Genomic DNA, 23,608 nt, shown 5'->3' on the forward strand with positions numbered 1-23,608 from the left:
TCGTGCGGAGGGTTTAATACCCGCCGTCCTCGGCAACGCTCTGCGTCGGGGTTGTTGATTACAGCATGTTCACAATTTCAATCGTATTTTCAGATTGAAGCAGGCTGAACAGTTGTTTATAAGTACTTATGATTTTTTCTCTATTTTCTTTATCTGATAAACCTAAAATATAGCAATCGCTATTTGTATCGATAAGATATAATACCTTGTCACTCATTGCAGCAAGCCTACGGAAAACTTCCGGCGCTTCAAATTCCGTATCTTTATCCAAGCGAAGCATATTCGCTTTTATCTTTTTTGCTAATAGATTGTAACCGTATACAATATCTCCCACATCCGCCTTCCAATCGAACATTGCCAAATAGTTCAAATCTATAAAATCGTTTATCAAAGAGACACAAATATCTTCTTGCTCCAATGCTGTATGGTATATTTTCTTGGCTTTTTGCGGAGATATGCCGAGTAATTTGCAAAGTGATAAAAAAGTTTGTTCCGTATCGGCAGGTAAGCTTTTGTTCCGGCAAGCAAGTTTTCCTTTTGCCTCCCAAATGCGTCTGTCTTCTTCTTCAAGTATTTTTATTTGCAGTTGTCCGTATTGTGCTAAAGCCGTTTTTATATTCTCAATGATTTTTTTATCAAAAATAGGGTTGTTCTTTCCTATAAAATTGAACCACTCTTGTCCCTGTTTGCCTGTGATGTCATAATCATAAGAAACAATTTCACAACGATCTCCGATTCTCACAACGGCAAAGATTTCATCTTCACAATAATCAACCATACAGATACTTTCGGGTATAAATGCTCTATGGTCGCCATTTTCGTAAAAGCGATTGGTGTATTTTGAGTTTTTAAGCGAAATACAATCAAAAATATTTTGTTCTTTAATTTGTGTCTCTATCATTTCTTGAGCCTGACTCGAAAACTTTGCGTTGTTTTCCAATATCTGCTGAAAGAGTTGTATATCAAATGCCGACCCACCTATGAGTTTTTCGTCTTTGTAGTACACCCACGATACAGTTCGGCCGATATTTTTTCCATTCATATTCCACTCCTTTTTTTATTTATTTCAATTAAGCAATAATCGTTTTACATTTTATGAAAAGCTCTCTCAGCGGCGTAATGCAGTTTTTTCGACAGGTTCTCGAATTCCAAAGACCAAATCGATTCATCGTATTTCCATTCAAACGGTGTTTTGTAATTTTCCCAAATTGTACAAGCCTGCTCATTTACCTCTTCAATGAGCCCCGTAATCTTCAAAGCCTTACCTGCCTCGCTCATCATCAAATGCCAGTTGTCCAAATCGGCAGGGTCTTCGGTATGGATGGATTTCTCTCGCGGAAGATAATACACAAAATCGCTTGTATCAAAAGGGAACAGGGTATGGCATAGCGCAGTAGTGTAAACTTTTTGAGCTAATACGGTAGGCAGCTGCTCGTCGGAATAACCGAAGGTGGAAACATATAAAAAGCCGCGCAAAATGCCCGCTAAATTTCTACAAACGGGAGCAAAAGCATAATTTGAAACCTTAGTTGTTATGGCTCCGTTTCGTATAAAACTTATGGCACTGTCGATCTCTTTTCTTCTTAGATTTATATACTTTATCTTTTTAAACCGCCAAGAGTACATCAGTTCCAAAGAATTGTCAATGACGTGCAAATGCTTGTCTCTTTTTTCCTCCGCCGTGCCGTTTAGCTTGGCAATCCTCGTAACAGCCTGTCTCCAAAACAGGATTAATGTTTTTGCCCATTCGAAATACTGCAAAAAGAGGTCATTGGGTTTTCCTTTTTCAAAAGCAGTTCTTATTTCTGTAAGTTTTATCATGGTTTTTATCTCATTGTTCCTTTGATGGTTCAAGCCCGAATCCTAAGTATACTTAATCCTTTCAACCGAGCTTCTTCATCAACTAATCCTCTTCCTTTCATATTCTATTGTATCATTTTTCCTTATCGTTTTTAAGAGGGGCGATGAAAATCTGACAGTAGAAAAAACACCTTAAAAAGGGTAGAATAGTGTCAAATATGTAATGAAATGAGAATTGTGCGTGGAATGTAGGTTATGGAAATGTTGATTATCGATATTTAAGGAATGACTTATCAATCGATAAGCCGGAACGTTCTGCCAGTGCATTATTTTCACAAAAGAGATACAACAAAGAAATACGGAAGAGGAACGATATGAAGTATATGGATTCGGATAATATGCATACAAGATTGGAGACTTACTGATCGTTCAGAGAGATGAGAGGAGGAGCTGAAAATGTATCTATGAACTTATACGTGCAAAAACGAACCGACGCCGTAGGGCGATTATGGTGAGCTTTTAAAAGATGCATTGTAAATAGTCGGAGTAATTGGAGGTTGCGAAGGATATATGAGCGTAGTAATGAATTTTTGGATAGCCATACCGGTAGATGATTTCTTTTGGTATAGCAATGACATAATGAAAAAATACGGCGTATCCGCTTATGTGGAAGTAATTGACAATAAGTCCGGAAATCGGAACGTGTATACTTATCGGGAAGACAGTCCTAATGTATTTACCGAATATTTCTTTGAACAAAGTTATCATTCTTTTTATTTTTCATGTTATCCGTTTGATGATGAAAAAAGTTCTATTCCGTTTGGCGCCTTTTATACACCTGAAATAGCTCCTTTTACAATCGAAGGCAACGGCGGATATGAAACGGAGCGTACACGAGAACAAATATATTTAAGACAAATTGATAAGCGGCCTGATAAAAACATCAAAAAATTTTATTCGGCTTTACAGCAGAAATTAAAAACTCTGCCGGGTATACAAAACGGCTATGTAATGGGAAAATACGAATATAAAAACCGCTATTTTTTGCCGTCATCAAAGATAATTATTCCCAATAATCCGCATAATAAAAACATAAAAGGAACGTGGGAGGACTATTATCTTAATTATCAGTATAATAAATGAAACAGAAACGACGGATGATATTGTGAAATGGTTACAAGGAATTTTCAAATAAATCAGCATTGAATGACATATACTATCAGTGAAAGGGAGATAACAAATGCTAAAGATCGGAGAAAATCATACGTTTGAAGATGACTGGAACGGAAGACAGAGCTGTCTGATGTATTTAAAAGAAGATGGATCTGCATCATGGTCAGTAGATGTCGGATTTGCTAAAGGTAATTTTAGGGACGAAACAATAGCACCTTCTATTTGCATAAATTGGATAGGTACAAACAAAAACTCAGCAGCAAAATTAATTGGAGAATCCTTTTCTGTAATGACAATAGAAGAAAGCGATGACAGAGAAGATTCATTTTACATTTATGAACACGAACCGATGGTTTCATACAAATTAAAAATTCTTGAAATAAGGAATAGCGAGGCTCATATCCAATGCAGCGGAATATTAATAGTGGATGGATATACTGAACCCTATGAACAGGAAAAATTTGAAATCGATAGTTGGATACCTGTCATTGAATCGGTTAATGACTGGGAAAAATTCGGATTATAGGAAAAGTTAGGCGAGCGGAGGAACTATGAACGAGATTGAGAAATATAGAATATTGAGTGCAGGAAAAGCCTTTGGTCACCGTGCCAAAATTGCTTTGGTGTTGCTTGATAGCCGCACAGCCTATGAAGAACTTAAAGAGGAAGCGGCACAAACTTCAGTTGCCGGAAGTTATGGTTGTACCGGAGGTTTTCCATCCGAAATACTTGAAAGAATAATAACAGAATTGATATGCCGCGATACCCGCAACACCTGGTATTTGCCAGACAATGTAAAATTTTGGGACAGGCGTTTCGGCAGTCTGTTTGAGACCAAGTTTTTTTGCTATGATGATGATGTAGAAACGTGGAGTAAGATACTTTACAAATTCTTTGTAAAACTCAAGTGGATGCCGAAAAGAGAAGATTATACTTCAACAAAAAGCTATAATAACGTTTGGGGATATTTTGCAGAACTTTTAGCGGTTGTAAAACAAAATAATCATCCCGAATTTGATAAGTATTATGAAATTGCAATCAAAAACGGAATGGCTCCGGCGGCGTTGGAAAGAAAGTTAAAAGAGCTGTCTGAAATAAAACAGTCCTTTGTCGGAGTTTAAATCAAGTAGTGAACTGACTGTTATGTGAATATGGGAGAATAATTATGAATTACTATAATTGGAATGCAAAATGGGCAGGAAACTCTATTACAGAGTTAAAAGAGTATACAGGAGAAGAAATTTTAAAGTTATATTGCTACGGATTATCTGAAGAAAAATATCCTTTAAAAAAAGACAGAGACAGCATTTTAAAAAGCTGGATAGATTATTTTAACAATACAAAAACAAACATTAAAAAGCTTTTAGTAACAGGTATTGTAAATCAGAAGTTATTGGAATCGATATGTAATCAAACATCACTTGAAGAACTCGTTATATTTCAGGGCAATTTCTCGGACATACAGTGTATTGCAAAATTAAAAAATTTAAAGGCACTTTCAGTATATGCTTCATCAAGAGTAAAAAGTTTGCAGCCCATAGGCGAAATAAAAAATTTAGAAGTGCTTATATTATCTAACTTCACCGGCGTAACGGATTATTCTCCGTTGGGAAAATTAAAGGATCTTAAACAGCTGGGAATTCATAGTTCTATGGGAAATATAATTAAAGTAGATTCTTTTGATTTTTTAAAAAGTTTGAAGAATATTAAAAATCTTCATACAACGGGATTTAGGCTATTGAATGGAGATTATTCGCCTGTTTTAGAACTTGAAAAATTAGAATTCCTATCTGTTAATATGCCTGCTTATGACTATAAAATATGGAATGATAGGTTTGCAGAAAAGTTTAAAGATATTCCACAAAATGACCATGTTCGTCAGTTTGTATTTATATAATTTTAAAACCGAGATGATGATGATTACTGAATGGATAGAAAGAATAAAGCGAAAACACAATTGTAAAGCACATTTTGGGAGTGATAGTTTTCAAATGAAAGACTGTATCGTAGCTCCAGTCCACCTGATCCCGGAGGAGATTTATGATAATCAAGAGTTTGATTTCTATATCAAAACAAAGTATGATGTTTACCTGCTCCGTATTATAAATAATGAATCTAACTGCGGTATTATTTATCCGGCGAAACTGAATGGTATTATATATATCGTAAGCAATTTACCTATTAGCAAAAAGAATATAACCGAATCTATTCAAAAAACATTAAATCGATTAGAGGAATATGGCTTTCCAAATTTAAAGAACTCAAAATGCAAAATCGCATTTCAAATGGAGTAATAAATTGAGCACTTACACAATGAAAGAAAAAACTTTGGTTACTCTTAAAGATGAAATATCTTTTGAATATCCGTTTTCTGATGATATGCCTATGATTTACTTAGGCGAGATAGCTAATATGCCGGAACATGGAATTTTTATAGGCAAATCCGGAAAATGCTATTTTGGGTATCATATTTCAAATTTTAGAGAATTAAGCGAAGATGAGATATAAAATATTAAGACAGAAAATATTTGGAGAAGTTTACAATGAATAATCAGATGGATTTTATACTGCCTGCTTTATATTATAAGTTTTTATCAGAAATGGGAGAGGATGGAGAATTTACAATAGAGGATACCGGAATAATTTTATATTCAAAGGCGGATTTGGTAGAAAGAAATGCTATTTATCAGATAGAAGAATGGGAGCCGAATTTTTTTATGATTGGACAGGACGGTGACTTGGCTTTCTTTATAAAAAAAGATTCTGATGATACTATTTATATGAATGACTTGGGAGCTTTGGGTTCGATTGAAATGAAGCGTGTAGCCTCAGATGTATATGAGTTTGTCAAACATTCAGGTGAGGGGATTGATTGGAGGACTTAATGGAATTAATTGAATACATGCGGCTAAGAAATAAAATGACACAAAAAGAATGGGAAGACTCTTTTGAGAAAAAGAAACGAGAGATTATTGTTCTAAGGCACGAAGGCGGCGGCGGAAGTTTGAGAAACGGTTTTTGGGACTGGGCTGCTTATTTCTTAGCTTATGTGGACTGTGAAACAGGTGAGCTGCATAAAGAAGAAGGGCGTATAGTATATCCTGTCACAGACAAAGAAAATTTACCATATCAATTTGAAGACGAAACCATTTACAAATTAAAGGTGCGTGCAAAGCTTCCTGAGGAAGTTCCAAACGGTGTACTACCGACAAAAAAACATTTTTTAGTTGTGGAAGTTCTTGAAAAAAATGCGGCTTGTAAGGAATTGGAAAAAATACTTGCAGAGTATAGAAAACCTATAATTTTACAAGATGATATATTAGGTGAACTGATTTATGATAAGCCTCTTAAAAGTTTTCAAGGAAGTATTATTTGGCAGGATAGAAAAATAAATATTATATTAGATGTAGATAAGGATAATAAGGGTGAAATAACAAAGGCGAAAAAAGCCTTGAAAACAATGCTTTCAGAGCAGGCAAAATGGGATGCAGATCTGCGTAGTTTTGCTGCAAAAAAGCTTACTAAACTCGCCTGCGAATGGGCAGAATCTGATGAAGAAGCTGCTGAAATTACAGAAGAAAGTTTTGCAAAAAGAATTAGCCTCAGTTCAATTTGGATGACATCGGGAGGTTCATTTTCTGCTTATTTTGATGATGATGATCTTTTCTTCGGGCATTGTATAACAGTATGCGGAAGCTTAAAGAAGGGGATTGTGTCAGCTGATATTGAGGGATAAAACATATACTGATATTTATGGTAATGAAAGGAAAAAATGGAAAAACAAGTGCTTATAAATCAATGGTTGCATGAGCAGGAAATAGCTCATATTAAAGGCTGGGATTTCTCACATATTAGAGGAAGATATAAAGAAGAGGATGATCTCCCATGGGATTTTGAAAATATTATAAAATCCCATTTGAATGATACAGATTATTTATTGGACATGGAAACCGGAGGCGGCGAATTTCTTTTGTCTTTTATGGTAAACGCTAAACATACTGCTGCGATTGAAGGATATGAACCAAACATCAAAATATGTGAGGGCAGACTTCTTTCTTTAGGAATAGATTTTAAAGCATGTGACGGAGGCGATATTCTTCCTTTTGAAGATAATTACTTTGACATTATTACTAACAGACATGGTAAATATAATATAAAAGAGATTAAAAGAACTCTTAAAAGCGGAGGAGTATTTCTTACGCAGCAAGTCGGTGCAGAAAATGACAGGGAACTTGTAGAGCTTTTGATAGGTGATGTTGAAATTCCGTTCCCAGAAGCTTATTTAAATATTGCAAGACAGGAATTTGCTGATAACGGATTTGACATTGTGGAAGAAGATGAAGTCTACAGACCGATAGAATTTTATGATGTAGGTGCACTGGTTTGGTTTGCCAGAATTATTGATTGGGAATTTCCCGGATTTGAAGTGGAGAAATATCAAAACAACCTTTTTAAAGCACAGGAAATTCTTGATAAAGAAGGTGTAATTAAGGGGAAAATTCATAGATATTATTTTGCGGCTAAAAAGAAATAATAAATTTTAGTTTGTTTTTGAGTAAAACAGTAAGCTATAGGAGATTAATATGAATCGGCATGATAATTTTGATTTCACTTTGGTCTGCACTGTAAAATTTTATAGAGGAAAGAGAAGCTTACCGCCTGATTTGAGTAATGGAAAATATTGTCCTCATTTTATGATAAAAACAGATACAAGATATTTGGGTATTTGTTTTATTGAAGGGCAGAAAGCGGACTTTGAGACTTTAGTAAAAAGTCTGGTTGTACCATTGTATGAAGAGGTTGATTATTCCGGATTAGTCTGCGGAACTGAGTTTTATATAATGGAAGGCCAAAATAAAGTTGGAGAAGGAATTATAGATGAAATTATTTAATGATACAAGTATCAAATACTTTTGATACCCACATAGTACAATGGAAACTTAATAATTTTGGATTATAACTAAGGAGAAGACTAATGGCAAAGAAAAGAATTACCTTACCTAAAAATTTTGATGAACTGATTACAGCAGGAGATGTTGAAGCACTTAAAGCCGTCTATGATAAATGTGAGCTTACCGCTCATGACGGCAGATACAGCTTAAATACGGCGCTTCATTATGGCGGTGTTCCTGATGAACTTGTGATCTGGCTCGTAGAACAGAGCTTAGATGTAAATACACTCGATTATTATGGGCGTACACCATTATATAAACATGCCACTTTGGGCAGAGATACCGTAAAACTGCTGTATGAATTAGGAGGAGATATACAAAAACCTGATACATATGGGAGTACACCTCTGCATACGGCAGCAGGTTTTTTCCGGCCTAAGATAGTAAGTTTTTTGATTGAAAAAGGTGCAGACATTAATGCAAAAGATGATATGGGACGAACTCCTTTAGCCGAAGCCCTTGCTACTTGTAGGAATATTAATATTGTCCAGGCGGCAGAAATTGCAGAAATGTTAATAAAGGCGGGCGCTGAGGTAGTACCTGAAATGGCGGAAAGAGTCGAAATAATCGGTAAGGATTTTGAATTTCACAGAGAAAACTTTAATAAAGATTATCTGGCTGAAACAGAAGCGGGACTTGAGAAACTCTATACACTATTTAATGTAAAGCCTGCTCCAAAACGTAAAATACATGACGGCGTTTCTCCTATTATTGTAAAGACGGGGTCTTGGAGGGAACAATACGATGAACTTTGGGAGATGCTGATTCCTTCAAGCGGAGCTGCAAAAACAGTACAGGGAGAAGTCATCCGTATAACAGGCAGGGTGCAGGATGAGCTATATAGAAACGGCGGAGTAAACTGGGATAAAGATTATAGAAATATGCTTAATACCCTGCCAAATCATTTTGCTTCAGGCACGTCGCTTTCTGAGGAAGAACTGAAAGAGACCAAAGAGCTTATTTCAAGCATACGTGCAAACGGTAGTGATGAAGATGCTATAACAGAGCGTTTGTGTGAACTTTCAGTTCTCTGGGTGCTTTCAAATCCGACACCTATTCCTTTAGGAAAAACAAATTATAACAGATGATTGAGAATATAAACTTATAAAAATAGTTCTTTGAGGCGGCAAAATGAGCGGAGAAATCTCACACAAGTATTTTTTGTTCTCTTATAAATAAGCAATAGGAAAAGATGGAATAAGCCGTATTATCTTATTGAAAAACAAGAGAAAGAAAATAACTTTGATGCGAACATAAAAGGAGAATGTATATGCATATTTTTAAACCAATAGTCATTTTATTATGTATTGTGTGCAGTGCAATCTTTTTAAATGCCTGTTCGCATATTAAAGAAGATAGTGAAATGATAATCAAATATTTGGATAATAGATTTGGTAAGGATGCATATACCATTAAGAAAGATAAATATTATCGCCGCTGGCTTGTGACATTAAATGAATATCCCGATCTCATCATTTTTTATACCGTTTCCCGTGATCCTCTTTCCATGACATCACCTTCTATAAAAACGAATTTTGATGAGATTTTCGGCGAGTATATCATTGAGGAATACAAAAAAAATTATGAACTTGGTAATGATGAGATTTTTTGGGAAATCCCTATAAATTTTATATACTATACGAAAGTACGTTCACTTGAAGAATTGAAAGTTCCTTATGATAGAGCGATGGAATTTATTGCATTCGTTTCTGAAAAACATCCGATGCTTATTGATGAGAGATTACTAAACATACGAATGGATATTGACGGCATCAGACTGAAAGGTGTTGCCGATAATGATAGCATGATATATCTTGATATATCTGAAGTAAAAAACGATGGGCTTAGTATTACGGCATACGAAGACATTTGTAAAGAATTAACTCCAAAGTTAAAAACGCATTCGGATAATCCGAATGGATTTACATTTCATGCAGATATTGGGAAGTCTTGTATTTTAGGCAGTGATACATTTGAAGATTGTTTCTTTAAAAACCTTATTGTAAAGCAAGGAACGATTGAAGAATTAAAAAAAATCATTTTGCAACCGGGGGAAATAAGTAACGCTTATATTTTTAAAAGTGATAATCAATATGAGTTTACAAATATAACTTTACAAGCTAAAAACTTATCGGATTCACCATGTTCTTTGCTTGAGGCAACGATTGTCAAAGCAATTATAGACGATGCAAAAGAAATATATATTGAACCGGTATGGATTGATCTTGTTTTTGATAAACGAAGAGAATGGAAAGAACCTTATGAAGTACTAGGAATTTCTCCTCCAAAAACAGAGCAAGAGAATATGGAAGGTGTGCAATATAAAAATATTAAGATTTTATTTGAAATGAATCAATATTACAAAGAAGTTAAAAGAATTACATTAACCTTTCTATAAGTAAGCAAAACTAAATAAGCAGCACTTGTTAAGGAATGCATTAGAATTATGAACGGAGAGATGAGAAATGGCAATAGACGGTGTAAAAATTATAGACAGTGACGATGGGTATGACATTTACAATACTATAGTAGAACGATATAAAGACGGTGAAAATATCGACACAATAATTGAAGATATTTTAAATGACGAGAATAATTTTTGTATAGATTCATTTTACACGGAGATTTACTGGACTGCATTCGCTTATTCTTTGTGGAAGGTCGGACATTTACCTGAGAAGATAAAGAATAAGGCATTAAAAATAATTGCAAAAGGTGCTGATGATTTCTGGCTTGAAATTGACGGCAAAGCTTTAAAGCAAAGACAGAAGGAACTTGATAAACTGGCAGTACAGCTGCAAAGTGAAAATCAAAAACCGATTAAGGTACCGAAGGCAAAAATTAAACGAAATCCGTATTTTAACGTGGGGGAAGTGCTTGCCGTTAAATTTGAGAATGAGTACGGCGTCGTTTTTGTTTCAGATGTTGACCAGACACCAAGAAAAATAGAATATCATTTAGCTTGTACGCGCTTGCTGCAAAAAGATAAGCCGACTATGGATGATTTTTTGAATAGCGAAATTGCCTGTAAGAAGCAAAACACGAAATATGCTCTGGATACGGATTGCTGGTTTAATCACAAAGATTTAGGACTCCTATTAGATAAACTTGAAAAGATAGGTGAAGTCGTTTTTGAAGATTATTCTTTAGGATTATTAGCGCCTGCGCATACGTTGGAGAATATATACGAAGAAATTACCGCCGACAAGAAGATTTGGCAACTTCGCTTTATAGAAACCTATCATTTGATAAAAGAAATTAACATAATATAGTGGACACATACATGATGAAAAAATTTGAATTTGTAGCAGGAACACCAAAAAGCGACATGATTATGGGATTATGCTTTCCGATAAGCTTTATGTTTCCTATATTACTAACCTACCTGCTGTTATTTTATTCTGGAATGATTACTTACAAAATTCATCCGCTATTTAAATTTTTAGTGTTTTTACCTGCATTTGTTATATCATATCTTATTATAAAAAAAATTCGTAAAAGTGTAGCAAAAAAATTTATTGTTTATATCGATAAGATTAATATAAGAATTTTAGAAAATGAAAAAGAAATTATAGCCGGTAAAATCTCATTTTGTAAAATCAAATCGAATCATGATAAATTGCTAAAGGTTGATATAGGAATTGATAACCGGAAAATATCATTTATATCAAGACCGAAAGAATACAAAACAATTACAGGCGCTACATCCTTCAATCCTTTCGGGATAAGCGATATATCAGACATGAGCCGATTATTGACCTTGGGAAGAGAAGTACAAGAGCTTATTGAAAAACAAGGGGAAAATTAGATTTACCGACATAAATGAATAGCATGTTTATACCTCCCTAATTCATCCATTTTTTCATTATTTCAGTGAAATCGGAAATCATTAAATTGAAATCATAATTCGGTGTTTTCTTTTTTTGTTTTTCTGCAATAGTTTTAAGTGCAATTAAAAAATACTCTGCCAGTTTTTCTTTTTGCTGACGATGTGTTAATAGGCTGAATTCTTTTTCAAAATGTATAACTACATTTATCTTGCCTGTATCTGCTCTAAATGCCCCGTATTGAAATCGGGGACGTAAGTAATATCCGTTTTCGGAAATTTCTTCTTTTGTGTATAATTTCTGTAATTCTTTTGCGGCTTCTTGACTTGATAATTTGCGTCCCGATTCATCGATGATATAGTTTGTTTTACAATGAGCGTTATCATAATAGCTGAAAGCACATTTCAATAAAATACAATTTACGGCTGTGCCGTATTTTTCGGGACGCATCTTTTTATTTAATTCATCCTGAAGTTTTTCTTTAATGCTTTCTATAACCGGTTTGGAATTTTCATAACAGTTGGATATTGCATGCACAATCCAAACAGGATTTTTAGGAATCCAATTGCGTTGACTTTCAATTTTCATGTCTTCTATATTTTCGGTTACAGGGTAATCCCAACACATCGATTGCTTCTTGTCTTTGCGGTCGGGGGCAGGATAATAGGAAGTTCTGCCCTGCTCCATCGTAAAGCCCATTTTTCTTTTTGACCATATTGCCTCGACAAAACGGAGCTCTCCAAATCTGTTGCAAAAAAAAGTACGGGGGTTACCGTTAAAAAACACACCTCTTGACGCTTCCAAAGGTTCATGGTTTCCCCAACCGATTACGGCAAGACATTCGCAAAGACGCACTGCCTTGTTCCACTCCGATACGCTTTTATAATCCGCATATTTTAAAAATTCCGCAAAAAGTTTTTCACGTATGTTTTCAATGAAGTTTTGAGAATGTAAAAAATCTTCCAGTTCCGATAAGTCGTTAATTGCATAAATTTCATTCATATCCGTTTTTCTTTCCATATAGTTTAACTATTGATTCCGAGTCCATTGGTTTAACAGCAATCCCAATACATCCACACCTTATTGAAGTTTCTGTTTTTTAAATCGTCTTTGTTGATAAAAAAATGAGCTGTGCCGGTATCGCCGAACATAATCTTATCATCGCTATCGATTTGCAAAAGCGAAACATCATTCTTATGTTCTTGCCCGTAATCGCGCGGATCGGTTTGTGTAAAATATGAATAACCTCCTATCTTGTGCCCCGTGCCGTAAAATAAATCATCAAATACTTCTTTTTGTGCAGGCACAAGCGTATCATAAAGCTCCCACGGGCTTTTTCCGTTGAACATACAGCTACACCGAAAATCTTCGGTACCGCCGTACTCTTCCGTTTCTTTAAACTGCAAACGGTGCTCGCACCATATCGGACACTCTTCGTACAAATCTTCGGTTAAGAACGGAAAATCAGTTTGAGGCGGCGAGTCCGTATGCTCGTGGAAAAGTACTTTTATTTCTTCGCAATCGCACCACTTATCTGCCGAAACGAAAAACTGCACAATACCATTTTCGGGATAATCGTCCAAATGAGGAATTTCCGAAAAATTTAATTGCGCCCATAAAACAAGCGGCTTGCCATCCTTGTCTTTCGGATAGTCCGTACCGACAGGCAAATAAGGGGTTCCCAAAAACTTGGAACTTTTTATATCCGTTGTTTCACCGTCGTTTAGGGCTGTCGCAAGAATTTCGACAGAACGCTGCCTGTATTTTTGTAAAGCGGTTTCGTATTCTTTCATAAAATCGGGAATTTGTTTCATGATCATATTCCTTATATTTAATCCTTACTTAGAAATCTGACAGCCGATTTGCGAGCCTTTTCTATTTTTACTGCATCTTCATTTTCAACAGCGATAGACGATATCCATTTTTTGCCGAATAAACTCTGTGCCGACTCTATCATTACGCCGCATGCAAAAAGGTCTTTTTCCGCAGCGATTGCCTGTCTAAAAACATCTTTTACATCCGGGAGTATTGTTTGACTATGCAGTCTATTACATGATAATTGCCATAGCCCCGAAGCTGACCATGCACGGCAAAGACTATCCTCGTCGTGAAGCATTCTGTCATTAAAAATACCAATCTCTTGCGCTGTCCCAACCCACCCGACAGCTATCAGCACTTTTCGCCTCAGAACACAGTCCTTCGTATTTAAATACGAAACAAGTATCGGTACAAGACAATTGCATGCAGCCGTATAAAAATCGCGATGTTTCGACCTTACAAGAATTTCGGCAATGAGATAGGCGGTGAAGACCCGTATTTTTTCGGTTGAAGCTTTGTTTATAGCCGCAAAAAGAAAATCAATTCCCGCTAAATCGTGTTTATCGAAACTGTTATCCAAATGCAACGAATCATCTCGCTCCCAGTCTTTGCAAATCAATTCGTAATGATAAGCGAGCTGATTACTGCCGCCTAAATCGGCTATAAAACCGATACATTCGCTAAGAGGAAAACCGGTTCTTTGTAAGTCGGCATACTTTTTTTGTAAATCTTCTTTTGTAAGATTTTGACGGCGTAACCGTTCCGCTTCAAGTTCTTGTAAAATCTTTTCCGTTGAATTCGGCATTACTTTATTTCCTTTTTAAAATCATGAAAAAAGTATTTTTGCTCTTCCATAAGTTGTAGGAAGCCGATGCCAAGGAACATCTTCCATTTTTAAATTATGAATATAAGAATTGTTTTGCATACAATATCACTCCTTGCATATTTTTAGCAAATTGTGTTTTACAGCTTATATCTTTCCATCATATCCATCAGTACCGAGGCTGTATCAATTTCTTCTGAAAGTAAATCGTCAAACTCTTCTTCAAGCTCATCTTGTCTATCACAAATCCATGATAAAAATTCTTTTGCTTTTTCATAATTTTGATGAATAAAATAATATTCACCTAAAATACATTTTGCAGATGTAACACTGGCAAGATCATCATCGAGTTCGATTACTTTATTCAAAGTTTCCAAAGCTTCATCATACAATTTTTTGTCTAGTTGAAGCATACCCTTTTTTAGATATAATTCTCCGTTCATCTTTTACCCCCTATAAAACCTTTTTGCAGCAAATATAAATTTGCGAAAAAGAGTTTTTTCAAATGTGTGCCGGAAAGCACACATATATAATAATGCGATGTTTGCCTGAAAGGCAAACTCGAAGATAAACAGTGAGGCTGAATTTCTGCCGAACTGTTTATCGCTCCTCCTTATATTTATTTTATCATTTTTCAACCGTTTTTGTAAGTGCTGTAATTATATTGTCCAGTGTTTCAGATACGGAATTAAAGCCGGCTTTTTTTGCAGTCTTAGGAGTTTTTTCCAGTGAAAATGATACGGCTTCTTTTAAAGCTTCTACATCTTTTAGTGAAATAAGATTTTCCTTCGCCACAGTATTCTCAAAAGAGTCCGTAATAATTTTATCATCATTCAAAAGTGAATAACAATTGCGAATCATTATGCCGATATGAGAAAGCGTTATATAATCCCGTTTTTTCTGCATAAGCTCTATGATTACAGGCCAAACTTCGGAAGTTTTCTTTAAATACCAAAGCAGGCTTGCTGCAGCTTGCCGTACAGAGGCATCTTGATGCCCTAAAAATAATCCTCCGAGCTCACGAGCCTTTATTTTGAATTCTGTGTTTTCTTTTTTTGCGATAAAGTTTTGAGAATCTTGTATCAAATAAGCTAAATCAATATAACGTTCACAATATGTTTTAATCAAAAATAAATATTCCCATAACAGTTTCGGATCTTTTTCGGATTTTACTATTTTAAAAAGTTTTGTGTAATTTTTAGTTTCAGAAAACCAATCTCTTATCGGATAGGTATTTTTCGTACCCGTTTCCAAACAAGAAGCTTGTCTTAAAAACTTTATCCCTTTTCTTCTCATGCTAATATCGCTGCTTTGCGCTTGCAGCAATGCTTCATCTAATGCTTCTTTTGAATACTTTACCATATTCTTAACTAATCCCTCTTAAACTTTTAAGAACAATTTCTTTAAACAGCTCGCCATCAAAATTATATCCGGCTGCTTTAAGCTTTTTTTCAATAATTCCGCCTAACTGTATCAACGAGTTTTCCATGAATAGAATAAACTTTCTATCCACTGGAAGAACAGGTTCTAACGACCAATAGTTTTTATCGATACAAAACTCTGTCGTATATTCTGTCTTTGCACGGAAATATCGGGTTGCAGTAATACCCGTTTTATCGCAATAAGAAGAAACATCTCCGCTGATATATACGTTGATTTTTATTCTATCTAGCCCTTCAAAAAATATTTTTTTAAAATGCTCTTTCAAGGAGTTTCTCATTTTTATTATCAATGAATGAACAATTTTCCCACCATCAACCTCAACCGTAATTTCACCGCCGATTACCGTACTCAAAATAACTTCTATATTGCTGTCTCCTCATATTTATTCTATCATCTTTTAGCAATTTTGTGAGTGTACTATTCTTTTATATTGTTACCTTTATTGTAAGATTATCAAAAACGCTGTCAAAAAAATAAAGAGAAAAAATAACAATAATGGGAATGATGATAAGTTCAATGTAGTATAGCTTAGCCGAAATTGTATTTTGTTGAAAATTTTTTATTTTTCTTGTGAGCTGACTAATAGCTAAAAACAAATTCGTTATTATAAACGATACCAAAAATCTATACCCCTCGATAACAATATCAAAAGAAAATTTAAGAGTTTTGGTAAAAACGCCTGTCTTTGGTAAATAGTACCCGATGATATACACCGCAATATTCAGTATGATGTAGTTCAAAAAAGTTTTAAGATATTTATTTTCAATTTTTGGAAATAAATCGGGAAGTCCGCCCCAAAGAGGAGCCGAATCATTATATCTTCTTTGTTTTATCAGTGTGAAAAATCTTGTGATTAACACTATATCGGCTGTAAAAATTAAAAGAGTAAAAATTACCATTACTGTTGTAGTTACAATTTTATTCATGTTAATTTCTAAAGATATGCGGAAAATTTACTGTGAACACTTCCTGTTCTTTGGGAGAAAGATTCTCGAAGTCTTTATTCGTGCGGAGGGTTTAATACCCCGACGCTTGCGTCGGGGTTGTTGATTTATCCTTGCGAATATCTTTTTTACAAATTCATTTTCAGAATCCTCGGCTAAGTAAGCAATCGTTAAAACAGTTACGCCGTCCAAATAATTCGGAAACATCTTTTAATCCTAAAAATCCCGTGTCAGGTCAAAAATTTCCAAGAGTTTCTCTTTATTGATAGATAACTCAGGTGGCAGTAAATCTAAAAGTTCTGCAAGGGCACAATAGATAATCTCCCGTTCCTCTGTTTCAATAAAATATTTGCGTTTGTCCATCTTATTAAAGGCTTCAGTGTATGCCCTCACCAAAGCTTCGGCAGTCCGAGCAGCTTCGATCGGCGAGCTTTGTTCCAATTTGAGAATTTCGGCTCTTGTTTTTTTATATACATCTGCTGCTTTCTTGGCATTCGCTGCAGAAATATTTTCTTGTCCGTCCCATGAGCGGAACGGATTGTCAAGGTTCTGCGCCAACCATTCCGGCTTTCGCGGCTTTTGTATCCAAAGATCAAGCCCTTCTTCTTTTCTCTTTTTATAAAGCTGTTTAGCTTTTTTGGCTGCATTTTCCGGCAGGCTGCTCATCCAAAACCAATGTAAGTTAGGTAAACATTCCGGCTCCGGAATGTCTTCGGCAGAAAAACCGAATAAATCAACCGTGGTAAAGCCCTCCAATTTTGTAAATCGGAATAGCATAGAAAGGTTAGAAAGAATACCGGGTTTTCCCCATAGCCGCAATTCCTTCAGCATCGGGTATGCTTTTAAAATCTCGGCTACATCAAGTTCTGTAATCTCTGAGCAATGCAGTTTGCCCAAGTCTTTTAGCCCCTGTATTTTAGGCACTATTTTAGTTGCTGTTAAAAGTAATAAAGCTCCGTTTTCAACAGCATGTATTTTACAGTTATTTGTTACTTCACCTAACAGAATAAGTTCTTCCAATTCGTTATTCAGATACAGTTCTTCCACGCCGTTCATATCAATGGAAAGCTGATGTAAATGCGTATTGGAAAAATCCAATCTTTTTTGCTGATGATTTTCAAGTACCAGCTCATCTAAAAACGGACATGATTGTAAATATTCATATAAACCGGTATGCCATTTTTTACATGCCAAATAGGATAAGCATGGAAAGGCCTTTAATTCCAGCACATTTTCAAAAGGAACATCATCATATATGCGATGTTTGGAAACCGGTCTTTCTTTTCCGGCAAATATAATTTTTTCCTTACTGCTCTCCGCTTTTTTAAACGCATCTCTTTGCTCTTTAGGAATTTCCTGCCATTTAAGTTGACGATATACTTCGTATCCGTTTCCCCAAGACATTGCATAGGTATTTGTGCTTTCATCGGTTAATGGCTGCATGTTACCGATTAACATATGGTTCGCAGGCACCATGACATCAACATTACAAAGATGCAGACCACGTTTCCAGTACATAAAGTCCTGATAAAGCGGCTTTAGTAAAGGTAATTCTTCCTCTTTGAGAGGCTGTTCACCCGACCAATCTAACCAGAGCAGCACTGCTTTCGGTTTTTTCTCACCTTCCTCTATCTTGGTTATTTGGCATGCAGTATATTTTTTTAAATATGAATTATACACACAGTATACATCGCCGGTTTTAGCTTTCATAATATTTATCCTTTTTTAATTATATCACAGTTTTTGTTCTTTGATAATCCTATCTAAATATAATTTATCTACGCTGATCCATTCAATGCTTTCTTTCCCATTTTTATAATTGCAATATTGGAATATCATCTCATCCCTTGTTTGAAATAATGCATTCACAGCCCAATTTTTTTCTAAATCATCTATTTTACAATCAATAATAAGCTCATCAATTAATTCAAGTGCGGATAAATCAAATACATAGCACTTCCCTTCAGTGGTACAAAATATTCCGAACCTATCATTGATTTTCTGTACATTGGATAATGAATCTTCTTTAAATAAAGAATATGTCTTTTCAGCAATCGGCGTAAAATCGGAGGAGGAAATTTTAAAAAAGTTTGAGCTATAAAAATCAGCAAGCAAAGCATATTTATCGAAGCTAAACATATACGATAAATTCTTCGGAAACTTATATATTATTTTCAGCTCATTTTGAGTTAATTCTATGCAATAATCTTGAGAACCGTCTTGTCCTGCTGCAAAGGATACTACTATGCGATTTTTTTCATTTAAACTTGTAAAAGCTATATCTGAATCGCTCAATTCATCTTCCATTTTTATAGAAGCAATTTTGTTTGCAGCTTTATCGAATGCCATTATGCGTACACAATTTTCGTCCAGCCGTTTTGCAGCCCAAATAATCTTATTTGAATGAGGAGATTGATAGATAATATCAGCTTCGGGGTTGTTGATTATTTTTTCAATCTCGACACTTGGTTTCCTGTTAATGCCCTCTAAACAACCTTTGCTTTTAGTATAAAATTTAGCATAAATCATAGTTTGTTGCTTTCTCTCTAATCCTCATCTGTTTTGTAAGTGCCGATGAAGACAAATTTCTCGGGATTATTCTTAATGTAATCTGTCAGCTTATCGCTAAAGTCCTCGTTTTCATAGAAGAACCTGTCATGCTTATCTAAAAAATCATAAAGAGCTTCTTCATCTTTTTCTTCCGCTTTTGAAAGCATATCCCAGCGCTGCTTCCTATCAAAAGAAACATCTCCGCCAAAAAATTCTATCACCTCCAGCAAGTTATTATATAAATTATCTATGCCGAAAAGTTTGAAAGCCTCCAACGCATCTTTCCACACAATACCGGTGGAGTTAAAAAATAGTTGATGATGCCCGCCGTTATCGGTTTCCGCTGCATACCACTGCAAGGCTAATAAGTAACGCTGCTCCGCAGTAAAATCTTTAGCCGATTTTAAATACTCTTCATAAGTTCCGTAAATATTTACGGTCCACCACATCGGGTTGGTAAGTCGATAAAGGTCAATTTCCTCACCCATTTCTTTAATAACTTCTACAGTTAGATTTTCATTAATTGTTTTCATATATCAAGCTCCTTATATTTAATTTTGCAGGGGCACGAATAAAAGGTTTTTACATTGACATTTCCAACCGCTAACTTTCCCAATCGATGGATATGATTTTTGCATCTTCACCGAATTTTACGCAGAGTATTTCATCGCTTTCATCAGGCGCAATCATAAAATCCATTGTGATATGCGGCCCTTCACTTTCAATCCATAAGCCGATATTGGTTATCTTCATTTTCGTTACAAACTCGGTAATATCACTCGGTAAATCTTCCAGTCCGCATTCTTCAATATGAAAGTCAATATAGTAGCTGTCATCTTTTAAATATGTTATCAGCGCTTTTCTTGCTTCTTTTATTTTATCGTCTATGTTCTCAAGAAACTGTGCATAAAGGTCGAGTATGCCGGTAGACGGTTCTACATTTTTGCCGAGCCAAAGCCATGTGTCTATCCCCTGAACCTCTTTTTCCCAAATTACATCTACATCATCTGTTGTCGCAAGATTCAACTGACCGAAATATTGATGTTCCATTTTTTTCATAACTTAATCTCCAATAAAACCTTTTTGCAGCAAATATCAATTTGCGAAAAGAGTTTTTTCCGTGCTTTTGTAACGCAGTTAAAAAGCACATATAATAATGCGACGTTTGTCGAAAGACAAACTCGGCAGATAAACAGTGAGGCTGAATTCCTGCCGAACTGTTTATCATGACTCCAATAAAACCTTTTTGTAAGTATATCAAAAAATGAAACTTTTGTCTGTGGACACAGGTACTGATAAATACTATATTATTTAATCTTTATGTGGAGGTTTATATGATACCGACAAAAGAATGGATTGAAAAATATGAAAAAGTGAAGGAACTGCTTGTATCTCCGGTGCATTACGGTAACTTGTTTTCTCAAGATGGAGTACATGGGAAAAAGTTATTTATATTGCCGATGGGAACCGTGCATTTTCCTACGGGAAATATTTTGGTGCGTGATCCGCTTGTCTACCTTGACAAAAACGAAGAGCCGTATCTGCAAAAAGTACCTACAGGAATTTTTCCATTAGAAACTTTGGTTGTCGAAATAGAAGAAGACCATTACCGATATGTTGCAACACGGGTAAAATTTTCCGATGAAAAGGCTGCCGTATATCGTGAAGCCTTGATAGGCAATGAAGATTTGGACGACGTCAATGGAGAAAGTTTTTTCGGATTTAATGTCGATGCAGGGCTTGCAACGGTTGTCGATGTAAAAACACGGGATGCCTATTGCGATTTTGAAAGCCGTTGGGCAAACGAAAATCCCGACAAAAATATATACGACGATTATTTTGCAAAAGAGTTCAAAAAGAGTTATGCAGCAAATCCGCGCTTTCAACGCGACGGCGGGGACTGGATTAACTATCCGTTAGAAGGAACGGACTTGACCGTTCCTATGATACAAAGCGGTTTCGGTGATGGAAAATATCCGGTATATTTCGGCTACGATAAAAACGATGTTGTCTGTGAGCTTGTCATCGAATATATTTTTGCCGGATAAAAATAGCGATGTATATTTGATTAACTAACTTTCCCAACCGATTTATCGAATCGGTTAAGGACTGGAAAAAATTCGGATCATAAGGTAGCAGTATAGAGAGCGAAAAATATGGATAATATTAATTTATTACAGCTAAAACAAAGGCTTGATTCGATAGACTGGAGCGGTAATTTCGAAAAGGCGGATAAAGAGCATTATGAGACCCTCGACAGACTGTGTGAATATATCGAGGTAGAACTTGGCAGAAATCCGAAATCTGAAACGATAGATAATGCCCTCTTACTCCTTGCAGAAAACATAGGCTGTGCCGAAGATTTTGCAAGATACGAAGAAAACTTTGTAAACAAGCTTGCAGACAAAGGGCTGCTGACCAAAGAACGGACTAAATTATTTTACAATAATACAAACAGAAGACAAGGATAGAACTTTATTGTGTAGGATAGAAAATTATGCAGGTAAAATTAGATAAAATTTCAGAGTGGACGACGACAGGATTCGAGCTAAGCAACGGTGCATATCAATATGCTCCTATCAATGCAAAAAATCATTTTGCACGAGGAAAAGACGAATTTGTTATCTGGGGCAACGGTGATGACGGCACGAGCTACGGTATCGTTTGGATAAAGGCGGGGCGATGGTCATTCATTCCGTCTCCCGCACAAAAGAAAAGCTGGAATAAGCCCGTTTTGTTGGATACAGGTTCCGATATTTTAGTTATTAGCGGAGAAGACAAAAAAGCCTGGTGGGTGTCGTCTCCCGAGCAGAAGCCGTGCGAAGTAGTAAGTGAAAACCTGTGTGCCGCAGAGAATATCACGGAGATTTCCACACTTGGCGAAAAGGGGGTTTATCCGATTATTTGCCGTGTCGACGGAGAGGTCTTTGCCGCAAATAGTTTTACCTCTCTACATTATGATAATGAGACGCATACGCTGCACTGGGACAAGCAACTCACCCCTGTGTTTACAAATGAAAAAGTCCGAAGCAATTTTATGCAATCCTTGGAACGGGCAGAGGGTATCCATCACAAAATGGATTTTAGTTACTCCTATCCCCAGATAGGCAGCCTTATGATAAAAGATAATTCGATTTATGCCTTCGTGGAAGCTGATACGGTAAATCCTTGCCGCTTATCACAATTTAAATATTATTGGTATCTCGAACTCACCCAAGACGGTATCTACAAGAGGAAAATATGGGGAAAGGAAAAATTGGAAAAGCTTGCACAAAAGCATGGCTTGAGGGGAAAATTCAGCGCCCAAAAAGAATATCTGATCCTATCCCCGATTTTCAAGACAGATGAATGGAAAGGAAACCAAAAACTGTTGAGATTGTCTGACCTGGAACTTCTCGATATTACATTCCCAAGAGGATATTCCAAATTCAGGATTATGGATATTTGGGATAATCACGTATTTATCAGCGATGAGATAAATCATATCGCCCTGTGCAAAATGGCGGTATAGGTACTTTTTGAGAGGAGGTATCGGTACTCTCTCTTATCGTATCCCTTGCCGTTACAATAGTCGACTTGACAAACAATATCCTTCTCTTTAATATTAAATTAAAATTCAATTTTGATAAAAAGACAAGCGATTTTGAGATGCAAGTATTGAAAGAAGAAGTGAGAAATAGAATTCTCGCCGCAGCAGAAAAAATATTTTATGAACAAGATTATAGAAGCGCCAAGCTGACGGATATTGCAGATGAGGCTGATATTCCTGTAGCACTCATTTATACTTATTTCAAGAATAAGGAAGTTTTGTTTGATACGGTTGTTGCCGGTATAACCGAGTATTTTACGAATGCGCTGGAAAAAGAAGAAGCTATGGAGTCGGGGCTGCCGTCAACACGTTTTGAAAAAATCGGCGCGGAATATGTGCACGGGCTTTTAAAAAATCATATAAAGCTCGTCATTCTGATGGATAAAAGTTCCGGCACCAAACACGCCGGAGCAAAAAACCGATGGGTTGAACGACTGCAGTTGCATATCGAAAAAGGAGCCGCGCAGTTTGCGCATGGCTCCTATGATCCTGCACTGTTTCATATTCTTTCCAATAATTATGTTGAGGGGCTTTTAGAAATTGCACGCCATTATAAAAACGACGAATGGGCGATGGAAATGTTCACGTTAATGAACCGATGTTATTATCACGGAGTTGAATCGTTATAACCCATAGTTGTGGCATAAACAATGGAAGAGAAGGAGCGGCAAACCGCTCCTTATTTTAGG

The 23,608-nt window shown here is 35.8% G+C and carries 31 protein-coding genes; 18 read left to right on the top strand and 13 right to left on the bottom strand.

Going from position 1 to position 23,608, the window contains the following annotated elements; translation table 11 throughout:
• Positions 1 to 58: 58 nt before the first annotated feature.
• Positions 59 to 1,042, bottom strand: coding sequence for a DUF6630 family protein (locus GWP43_RS06590; protein WP_162663497.1), 984 nt, complete (start codon positions 1,040 to 1,042; stop codon positions 59 to 61).
• A gap of 44 nt (positions 1,043 to 1,086) precedes the next feature.
• Positions 1,087 to 1,821, bottom strand: coding sequence for a hypothetical protein (locus tag GWP43_RS06595; RefSeq protein WP_162663498.1), 735 nt, complete (start codon positions 1,819 to 1,821; stop codon positions 1,087 to 1,089).
• A 549-nt stretch (positions 1,822 to 2,370) separates the two neighbouring features.
• Here GWP43_RS06595 and GWP43_RS06600 point away from each other — a divergent pair.
• From GWP43_RS06600 to GWP43_RS06665, 14 genes are all read left to right on the top strand, one after another.
• Positions 2,371 to 2,943 (top strand): hypothetical protein, encoded by a 573-nt coding sequence (locus tag GWP43_RS06600; protein ID WP_230978122.1) that lies wholly within the window; start codon positions 2,371 to 2,373, stop codon positions 2,941 to 2,943.
• A 97-nt stretch (positions 2,944 to 3,040) separates the two neighbouring features.
• Positions 3,041 to 3,499 carry a hypothetical protein gene (locus GWP43_RS06605; protein ID WP_162663499.1) on the top strand — a complete coding sequence of 153 codons (459 nt, stop codon included), beginning with the start codon at positions 3,041 to 3,043 and terminating at the stop codon, positions 3,497 to 3,499.
• A gap of 25 nt (positions 3,500 to 3,524) precedes the next feature.
• Positions 3,525 to 4,094: a hypothetical protein gene (locus tag GWP43_RS06610; RefSeq protein ID WP_162663500.1), complete on the top strand. Its 570-nt coding sequence runs from the start codon at positions 3,525 to 3,527 to the stop codon at positions 4,092 to 4,094.
• 44 nt (positions 4,095 to 4,138) lie between these two features.
• Complete coding sequence (locus GWP43_RS06615; RefSeq protein WP_162663501.1) at positions 4,139 to 4,870, top strand: leucine-rich repeat domain-containing protein; 732 nt, start codon at positions 4,139 to 4,141, stop codon at positions 4,868 to 4,870.
• Positions 4,871 to 4,883: 13 nt separating this feature from the next.
• Complete coding sequence (locus GWP43_RS06620; protein ID WP_162663502.1) at positions 4,884 to 5,267, top strand: hypothetical protein; 384 nt, start codon at positions 4,884 to 4,886, stop codon at positions 5,265 to 5,267.
• Positions 5,268 to 5,286: 19 nt separating this feature from the next.
• Complete coding sequence (locus GWP43_RS06625; protein ID WP_203232452.1) at positions 5,287 to 5,481, top strand: hypothetical protein; 195 nt, start codon at positions 5,287 to 5,289, stop codon at positions 5,479 to 5,481.
• A 35-nt stretch (positions 5,482 to 5,516) separates the two neighbouring features.
• Positions 5,517 to 5,858 (top strand): hypothetical protein, encoded by a 342-nt coding sequence (locus GWP43_RS06630; protein ID WP_162663504.1) that lies wholly within the window; start codon positions 5,517 to 5,519, stop codon positions 5,856 to 5,858.
• Positions 5,858 to 6,709 carry a DUF2262 domain-containing protein gene (locus GWP43_RS06635; protein WP_162663505.1) on the top strand — a complete coding sequence of 284 codons (852 nt, stop codon included), beginning with the start codon at positions 5,858 to 5,860 and terminating at the stop codon, positions 6,707 to 6,709. Before GWP43_RS06630 ends, GWP43_RS06635 begins: the two co-directional genes overlap by 1 nt.
• 36 nt (positions 6,710 to 6,745) lie before the next feature.
• Complete coding sequence (locus GWP43_RS06640; protein WP_162663506.1) at positions 6,746 to 7,507, top strand: class I SAM-dependent methyltransferase; 762 nt, start codon at positions 6,746 to 6,748, stop codon at positions 7,505 to 7,507.
• 49 nt (positions 7,508 to 7,556) lie between these two features.
• A complete protein-coding gene (locus GWP43_RS06645) occupies positions 7,557 to 7,865 on the top strand; it encodes a hypothetical protein (protein WP_002672586.1) in 309 nt (102 codons plus the stop codon).
• 83 nt (positions 7,866 to 7,948) lie between these two features.
• Positions 7,949 to 9,013, top strand: a complete 1,065-nt coding sequence (locus GWP43_RS06650; protein WP_162663507.1) for an ankyrin repeat domain-containing protein — start codon at positions 7,949 to 7,951, stop codon at positions 9,011 to 9,013.
• 182 nt (positions 9,014 to 9,195) lie between these two features.
• Positions 9,196 to 10,323 carry a hypothetical protein gene (locus tag GWP43_RS06655; protein WP_162663508.1) on the top strand — a complete coding sequence of 376 codons (1,128 nt, stop codon included), beginning with the start codon at positions 9,196 to 9,198 and terminating at the stop codon, positions 10,321 to 10,323.
• Between the two features lie 67 nt (positions 10,324 to 10,390).
• Complete coding sequence (locus GWP43_RS06660; protein WP_162663509.1) at positions 10,391 to 11,197, top strand: hypothetical protein; 807 nt, start codon at positions 10,391 to 10,393, stop codon at positions 11,195 to 11,197.
• An 11-nt stretch (positions 11,198 to 11,208) separates the two neighbouring features.
• Positions 11,209 to 11,733 carry a hypothetical protein gene (locus GWP43_RS06665; RefSeq protein ID WP_162663510.1) on the top strand — a complete coding sequence of 175 codons (525 nt, stop codon included), beginning with the start codon at positions 11,209 to 11,211 and terminating at the stop codon, positions 11,731 to 11,733.
• A 37-nt stretch (positions 11,734 to 11,770) separates the two neighbouring features.
• Here the strand turns inward: GWP43_RS06665 and GWP43_RS06670 are convergent, their stop codons facing one another.
• From GWP43_RS06670 to GWP43_RS06720, 11 genes are all read right to left on the bottom strand, one after another.
• On the bottom strand, positions 11,771 to 12,754 hold the full coding sequence (locus tag GWP43_RS06670) for a hypothetical protein (RefSeq protein WP_162663511.1): 984 nt from the start codon (positions 12,752 to 12,754) through the stop codon (positions 11,771 to 11,773).
• Positions 12,755 to 12,804: 50 nt separating this feature from the next.
• Complete coding sequence (locus GWP43_RS06675) at positions 12,805 to 13,572, bottom strand: YwqG family protein (protein ID WP_230978125.1); 768 nt, start codon at positions 13,570 to 13,572, stop codon at positions 12,805 to 12,807.
• 11 nt (positions 13,573 to 13,583) lie between these two features.
• Positions 13,584 to 14,375 (bottom strand): HEAT repeat domain-containing protein, encoded by a 792-nt coding sequence (locus GWP43_RS06680; protein ID WP_162663512.1) that lies wholly within the window; start codon positions 14,373 to 14,375, stop codon positions 13,584 to 13,586.
• Positions 14,376 to 14,533: 158 nt separating this feature from the next.
• Positions 14,534 to 14,836, bottom strand: a complete 303-nt coding sequence (locus GWP43_RS06685) for a hypothetical protein (protein ID WP_162663513.1) — start codon at positions 14,834 to 14,836, stop codon at positions 14,534 to 14,536.
• A gap of 184 nt (positions 14,837 to 15,020) precedes the next feature.
• Positions 15,021 to 15,755, bottom strand: coding sequence for a hypothetical protein (locus tag GWP43_RS06690; RefSeq protein ID WP_162663514.1), 735 nt, complete (start codon positions 15,753 to 15,755; stop codon positions 15,021 to 15,023).
• 4 nt (positions 15,756 to 15,759) lie between these two features.
• Entirely contained in the window at positions 15,760 to 16,200 is a 441-nt protein-coding gene (locus tag GWP43_RS06695) for an Imm12 family immunity protein (RefSeq protein ID WP_002672522.1), read from the bottom strand.
• Positions 16,201 to 16,261: 61 nt separating this feature from the next.
• Complete coding sequence (locus GWP43_RS06700; protein ID WP_162663515.1) at positions 16,262 to 16,762, bottom strand: hypothetical protein; 501 nt, start codon at positions 16,760 to 16,762, stop codon at positions 16,262 to 16,264.
• Between the two features lie 234 nt (positions 16,763 to 16,996).
• Positions 16,997 to 18,490 (bottom strand): gliding motility protein, encoded by a 1,494-nt coding sequence (locus GWP43_RS06705; RefSeq protein WP_162663516.1) that lies wholly within the window; start codon positions 18,488 to 18,490, stop codon positions 16,997 to 16,999.
• 24 nt (positions 18,491 to 18,514) lie between these two features.
• The gene (locus GWP43_RS06710) at positions 18,515 to 19,309 is read right to left on the bottom strand and encodes a hypothetical protein (protein ID WP_162663517.1); all 795 of its coding nucleotides are present in this window, start codon (positions 19,307 to 19,309) and stop codon (positions 18,515 to 18,517) included.
• 17 nt (positions 19,310 to 19,326) lie between these two features.
• The gene (locus GWP43_RS06715) at positions 19,327 to 19,863 is read right to left on the bottom strand and encodes a DMP19 family protein (RefSeq protein ID WP_162663518.1); all 537 of its coding nucleotides are present in this window, start codon (positions 19,861 to 19,863) and stop codon (positions 19,327 to 19,329) included.
• Between the two features lie 70 nt (positions 19,864 to 19,933).
• The gene (locus tag GWP43_RS06720; protein ID WP_162663519.1) at positions 19,934 to 20,389 is read right to left on the bottom strand and encodes a DUF2004 domain-containing protein; all 456 of its coding nucleotides are present in this window, start codon (positions 20,387 to 20,389) and stop codon (positions 19,934 to 19,936) included.
• A 275-nt stretch (positions 20,390 to 20,664) separates the two neighbouring features.
• On the opposite strand from GWP43_RS06720, the gene GWP43_RS06725 reads away from it, so the two are divergent.
• The 4 genes from GWP43_RS06725 (at position 20,665) to GWP43_RS06740 (ending at position 23,548) form a co-directional block, all read left to right on the top strand.
• Positions 20,665 to 21,378, top strand: a complete 714-nt coding sequence (locus GWP43_RS06725) for a DUF4241 domain-containing protein (RefSeq protein ID WP_162663520.1) — start codon at positions 20,665 to 20,667, stop codon at positions 21,376 to 21,378.
• A 108-nt stretch (positions 21,379 to 21,486) separates the two neighbouring features.
• Positions 21,487 to 21,801, top strand: a complete 315-nt coding sequence (locus tag GWP43_RS06730; protein ID WP_009216794.1) for a hypothetical protein — start codon at positions 21,487 to 21,489, stop codon at positions 21,799 to 21,801.
• Between the two features lie 26 nt (positions 21,802 to 21,827).
• Positions 21,828 to 22,841 (top strand): hypothetical protein, encoded by a 1,014-nt coding sequence (locus GWP43_RS06735; RefSeq protein WP_162663521.1) that lies wholly within the window; start codon positions 21,828 to 21,830, stop codon positions 22,839 to 22,841.
• A gap of 137 nt (positions 22,842 to 22,978) precedes the next feature.
• Entirely contained in the window at positions 22,979 to 23,548 is a 570-nt protein-coding gene (locus GWP43_RS06740) for a TetR/AcrR family transcriptional regulator (RefSeq protein ID WP_162663522.1), read from the top strand.
• The last annotated feature ends 60 nt before the right edge of the window (positions 23,549 to 23,608 follow it).

The organism is Treponema vincentii (genome assembly GCF_010365865.1).
GTDB lineage: Bacteria > Spirochaetota > Spirochaetia > Treponematales > Treponemataceae > Treponema.

Excerpts from the sequence above, each read along its gene's own strand:
- GWP43_RS06665 (WP_162663510.1), top strand. The coding sequence starts at position 11,209 with ATGATGAAAAAATTTGAATTTGTAGCAGGAACACCAAAAAGCGACATG.
- GWP43_RS06680 (WP_162663512.1), bottom strand. The coding sequence starts at position 14,375 with ATGCCGAATTCAACGGAAAAGATTTTACAAGAACTTGAAGCGGAACGG.
- GWP43_RS06650 (WP_162663507.1), top strand. The coding sequence starts at position 7,949 with ATGGCAAAGAAAAGAATTACCTTACCTAAAAATTTTGATGAACTGATT.
- GWP43_RS06705 (WP_162663516.1), bottom strand. The coding sequence starts at position 18,490 with ATGAAAGCTAAAACCGGCGATGTATACTGTGTGTATAATTCATATTTA.
- GWP43_RS06630 (WP_162663504.1), top strand. The coding sequence starts at position 5,517 with ATGAATAATCAGATGGATTTTATACTGCCTGCTTTATATTATAAGTTT.
- GWP43_RS06730 (WP_009216794.1), top strand. The coding sequence starts at position 21,487 with ATGGATAATATTAATTTATTACAGCTAAAACAAAGGCTTGATTCGATA.
- GWP43_RS06660 (WP_162663509.1), top strand. The coding sequence starts at position 10,391 with ATGGCAATAGACGGTGTAAAAATTATAGACAGTGACGATGGGTATGAC.
- GWP43_RS06625 (WP_203232452.1), top strand. The coding sequence starts at position 5,287 with ATGAAAGAAAAAACTTTGGTTACTCTTAAAGATGAAATATCTTTTGAA.
- GWP43_RS06700 (WP_162663515.1), bottom strand. The coding sequence starts at position 16,762 with ATGAATAAAATTGTAACTACAACAGTAATGGTAATTTTTACTCTTTTA.
- GWP43_RS06685 (WP_162663513.1), bottom strand. The coding sequence starts at position 14,836 with ATGAACGGAGAATTATATCTAAAAAAGGGTATGCTTCAACTAGACAAA.
- GWP43_RS06620 (WP_162663502.1), top strand. The coding sequence starts at position 4,884 with ATGATGATGATTACTGAATGGATAGAAAGAATAAAGCGAAAACACAAT.
- GWP43_RS06595 (WP_162663498.1), bottom strand. The coding sequence starts at position 1,821 with ATGATAAAACTTACAGAAATAAGAACTGCTTTTGAAAAAGGAAAACCC.
- GWP43_RS06740 (WP_162663522.1), top strand. The coding sequence starts at position 22,979 with ATGCAAGTATTGAAAGAAGAAGTGAGAAATAGAATTCTCGCCGCAGCA.
- GWP43_RS06615 (WP_162663501.1), top strand. The coding sequence starts at position 4,139 with ATGAATTACTATAATTGGAATGCAAAATGGGCAGGAAACTCTATTACA.
- GWP43_RS06640 (WP_162663506.1), top strand. The coding sequence starts at position 6,746 with ATGGAAAAACAAGTGCTTATAAATCAATGGTTGCATGAGCAGGAAATA.
- GWP43_RS06725 (WP_162663520.1), top strand. The coding sequence starts at position 20,665 with ATGATACCGACAAAAGAATGGATTGAAAAATATGAAAAAGTGAAGGAA.
- GWP43_RS06720 (WP_162663519.1), bottom strand. The coding sequence starts at position 20,389 with ATGAAAAAAATGGAACATCAATATTTCGGTCAGTTGAATCTTGCGACA.
- GWP43_RS06605 (WP_162663499.1), top strand. The coding sequence starts at position 3,041 with ATGCTAAAGATCGGAGAAAATCATACGTTTGAAGATGACTGGAACGGA.
- GWP43_RS06610 (WP_162663500.1), top strand. The coding sequence starts at position 3,525 with ATGAACGAGATTGAGAAATATAGAATATTGAGTGCAGGAAAAGCCTTT.
- GWP43_RS06670 (WP_162663511.1), bottom strand. The coding sequence starts at position 12,754 with ATGAATGAAATTTATGCAATTAACGACTTATCGGAACTGGAAGATTTT.
- GWP43_RS06635 (WP_162663505.1), top strand. The coding sequence starts at position 5,858 with ATGGAATTAATTGAATACATGCGGCTAAGAAATAAAATGACACAAAAA.
- GWP43_RS06735 (WP_162663521.1), top strand. The coding sequence starts at position 21,828 with ATGCAGGTAAAATTAGATAAAATTTCAGAGTGGACGACGACAGGATTC.
- GWP43_RS06655 (WP_162663508.1), top strand. The coding sequence starts at position 9,196 with ATGCATATTTTTAAACCAATAGTCATTTTATTATGTATTGTGTGCAGT.
- GWP43_RS06675 (WP_230978125.1), bottom strand. The coding sequence starts at position 13,572 with ATGATCATGAAACAAATTCCCGATTTTATGAAAGAATACGAAACCGCT.
- GWP43_RS06690 (WP_162663514.1), bottom strand. The coding sequence starts at position 15,755 with ATGGTAAAGTATTCAAAAGAAGCATTAGATGAAGCATTGCTGCAAGCG.
- GWP43_RS06600 (WP_230978122.1), top strand. The coding sequence starts at position 2,371 with ATGAGCGTAGTAATGAATTTTTGGATAGCCATACCGGTAGATGATTTC.
- GWP43_RS06590 (WP_162663497.1), bottom strand. The coding sequence starts at position 1,042 with ATGAATGGAAAAAATATCGGCCGAACTGTATCGTGGGTGTACTACAAA.
- GWP43_RS06710 (WP_162663517.1), bottom strand. The coding sequence starts at position 19,309 with ATGATTTATGCTAAATTTTATACTAAAAGCAAAGGTTGTTTAGAGGGC.
- GWP43_RS06645 (WP_002672586.1), top strand. The coding sequence starts at position 7,557 with ATGAATCGGCATGATAATTTTGATTTCACTTTGGTCTGCACTGTAAAA.
- GWP43_RS06715 (WP_162663518.1), bottom strand. The coding sequence starts at position 19,863 with ATGAAAACAATTAATGAAAATCTAACTGTAGAAGTTATTAAAGAAATG.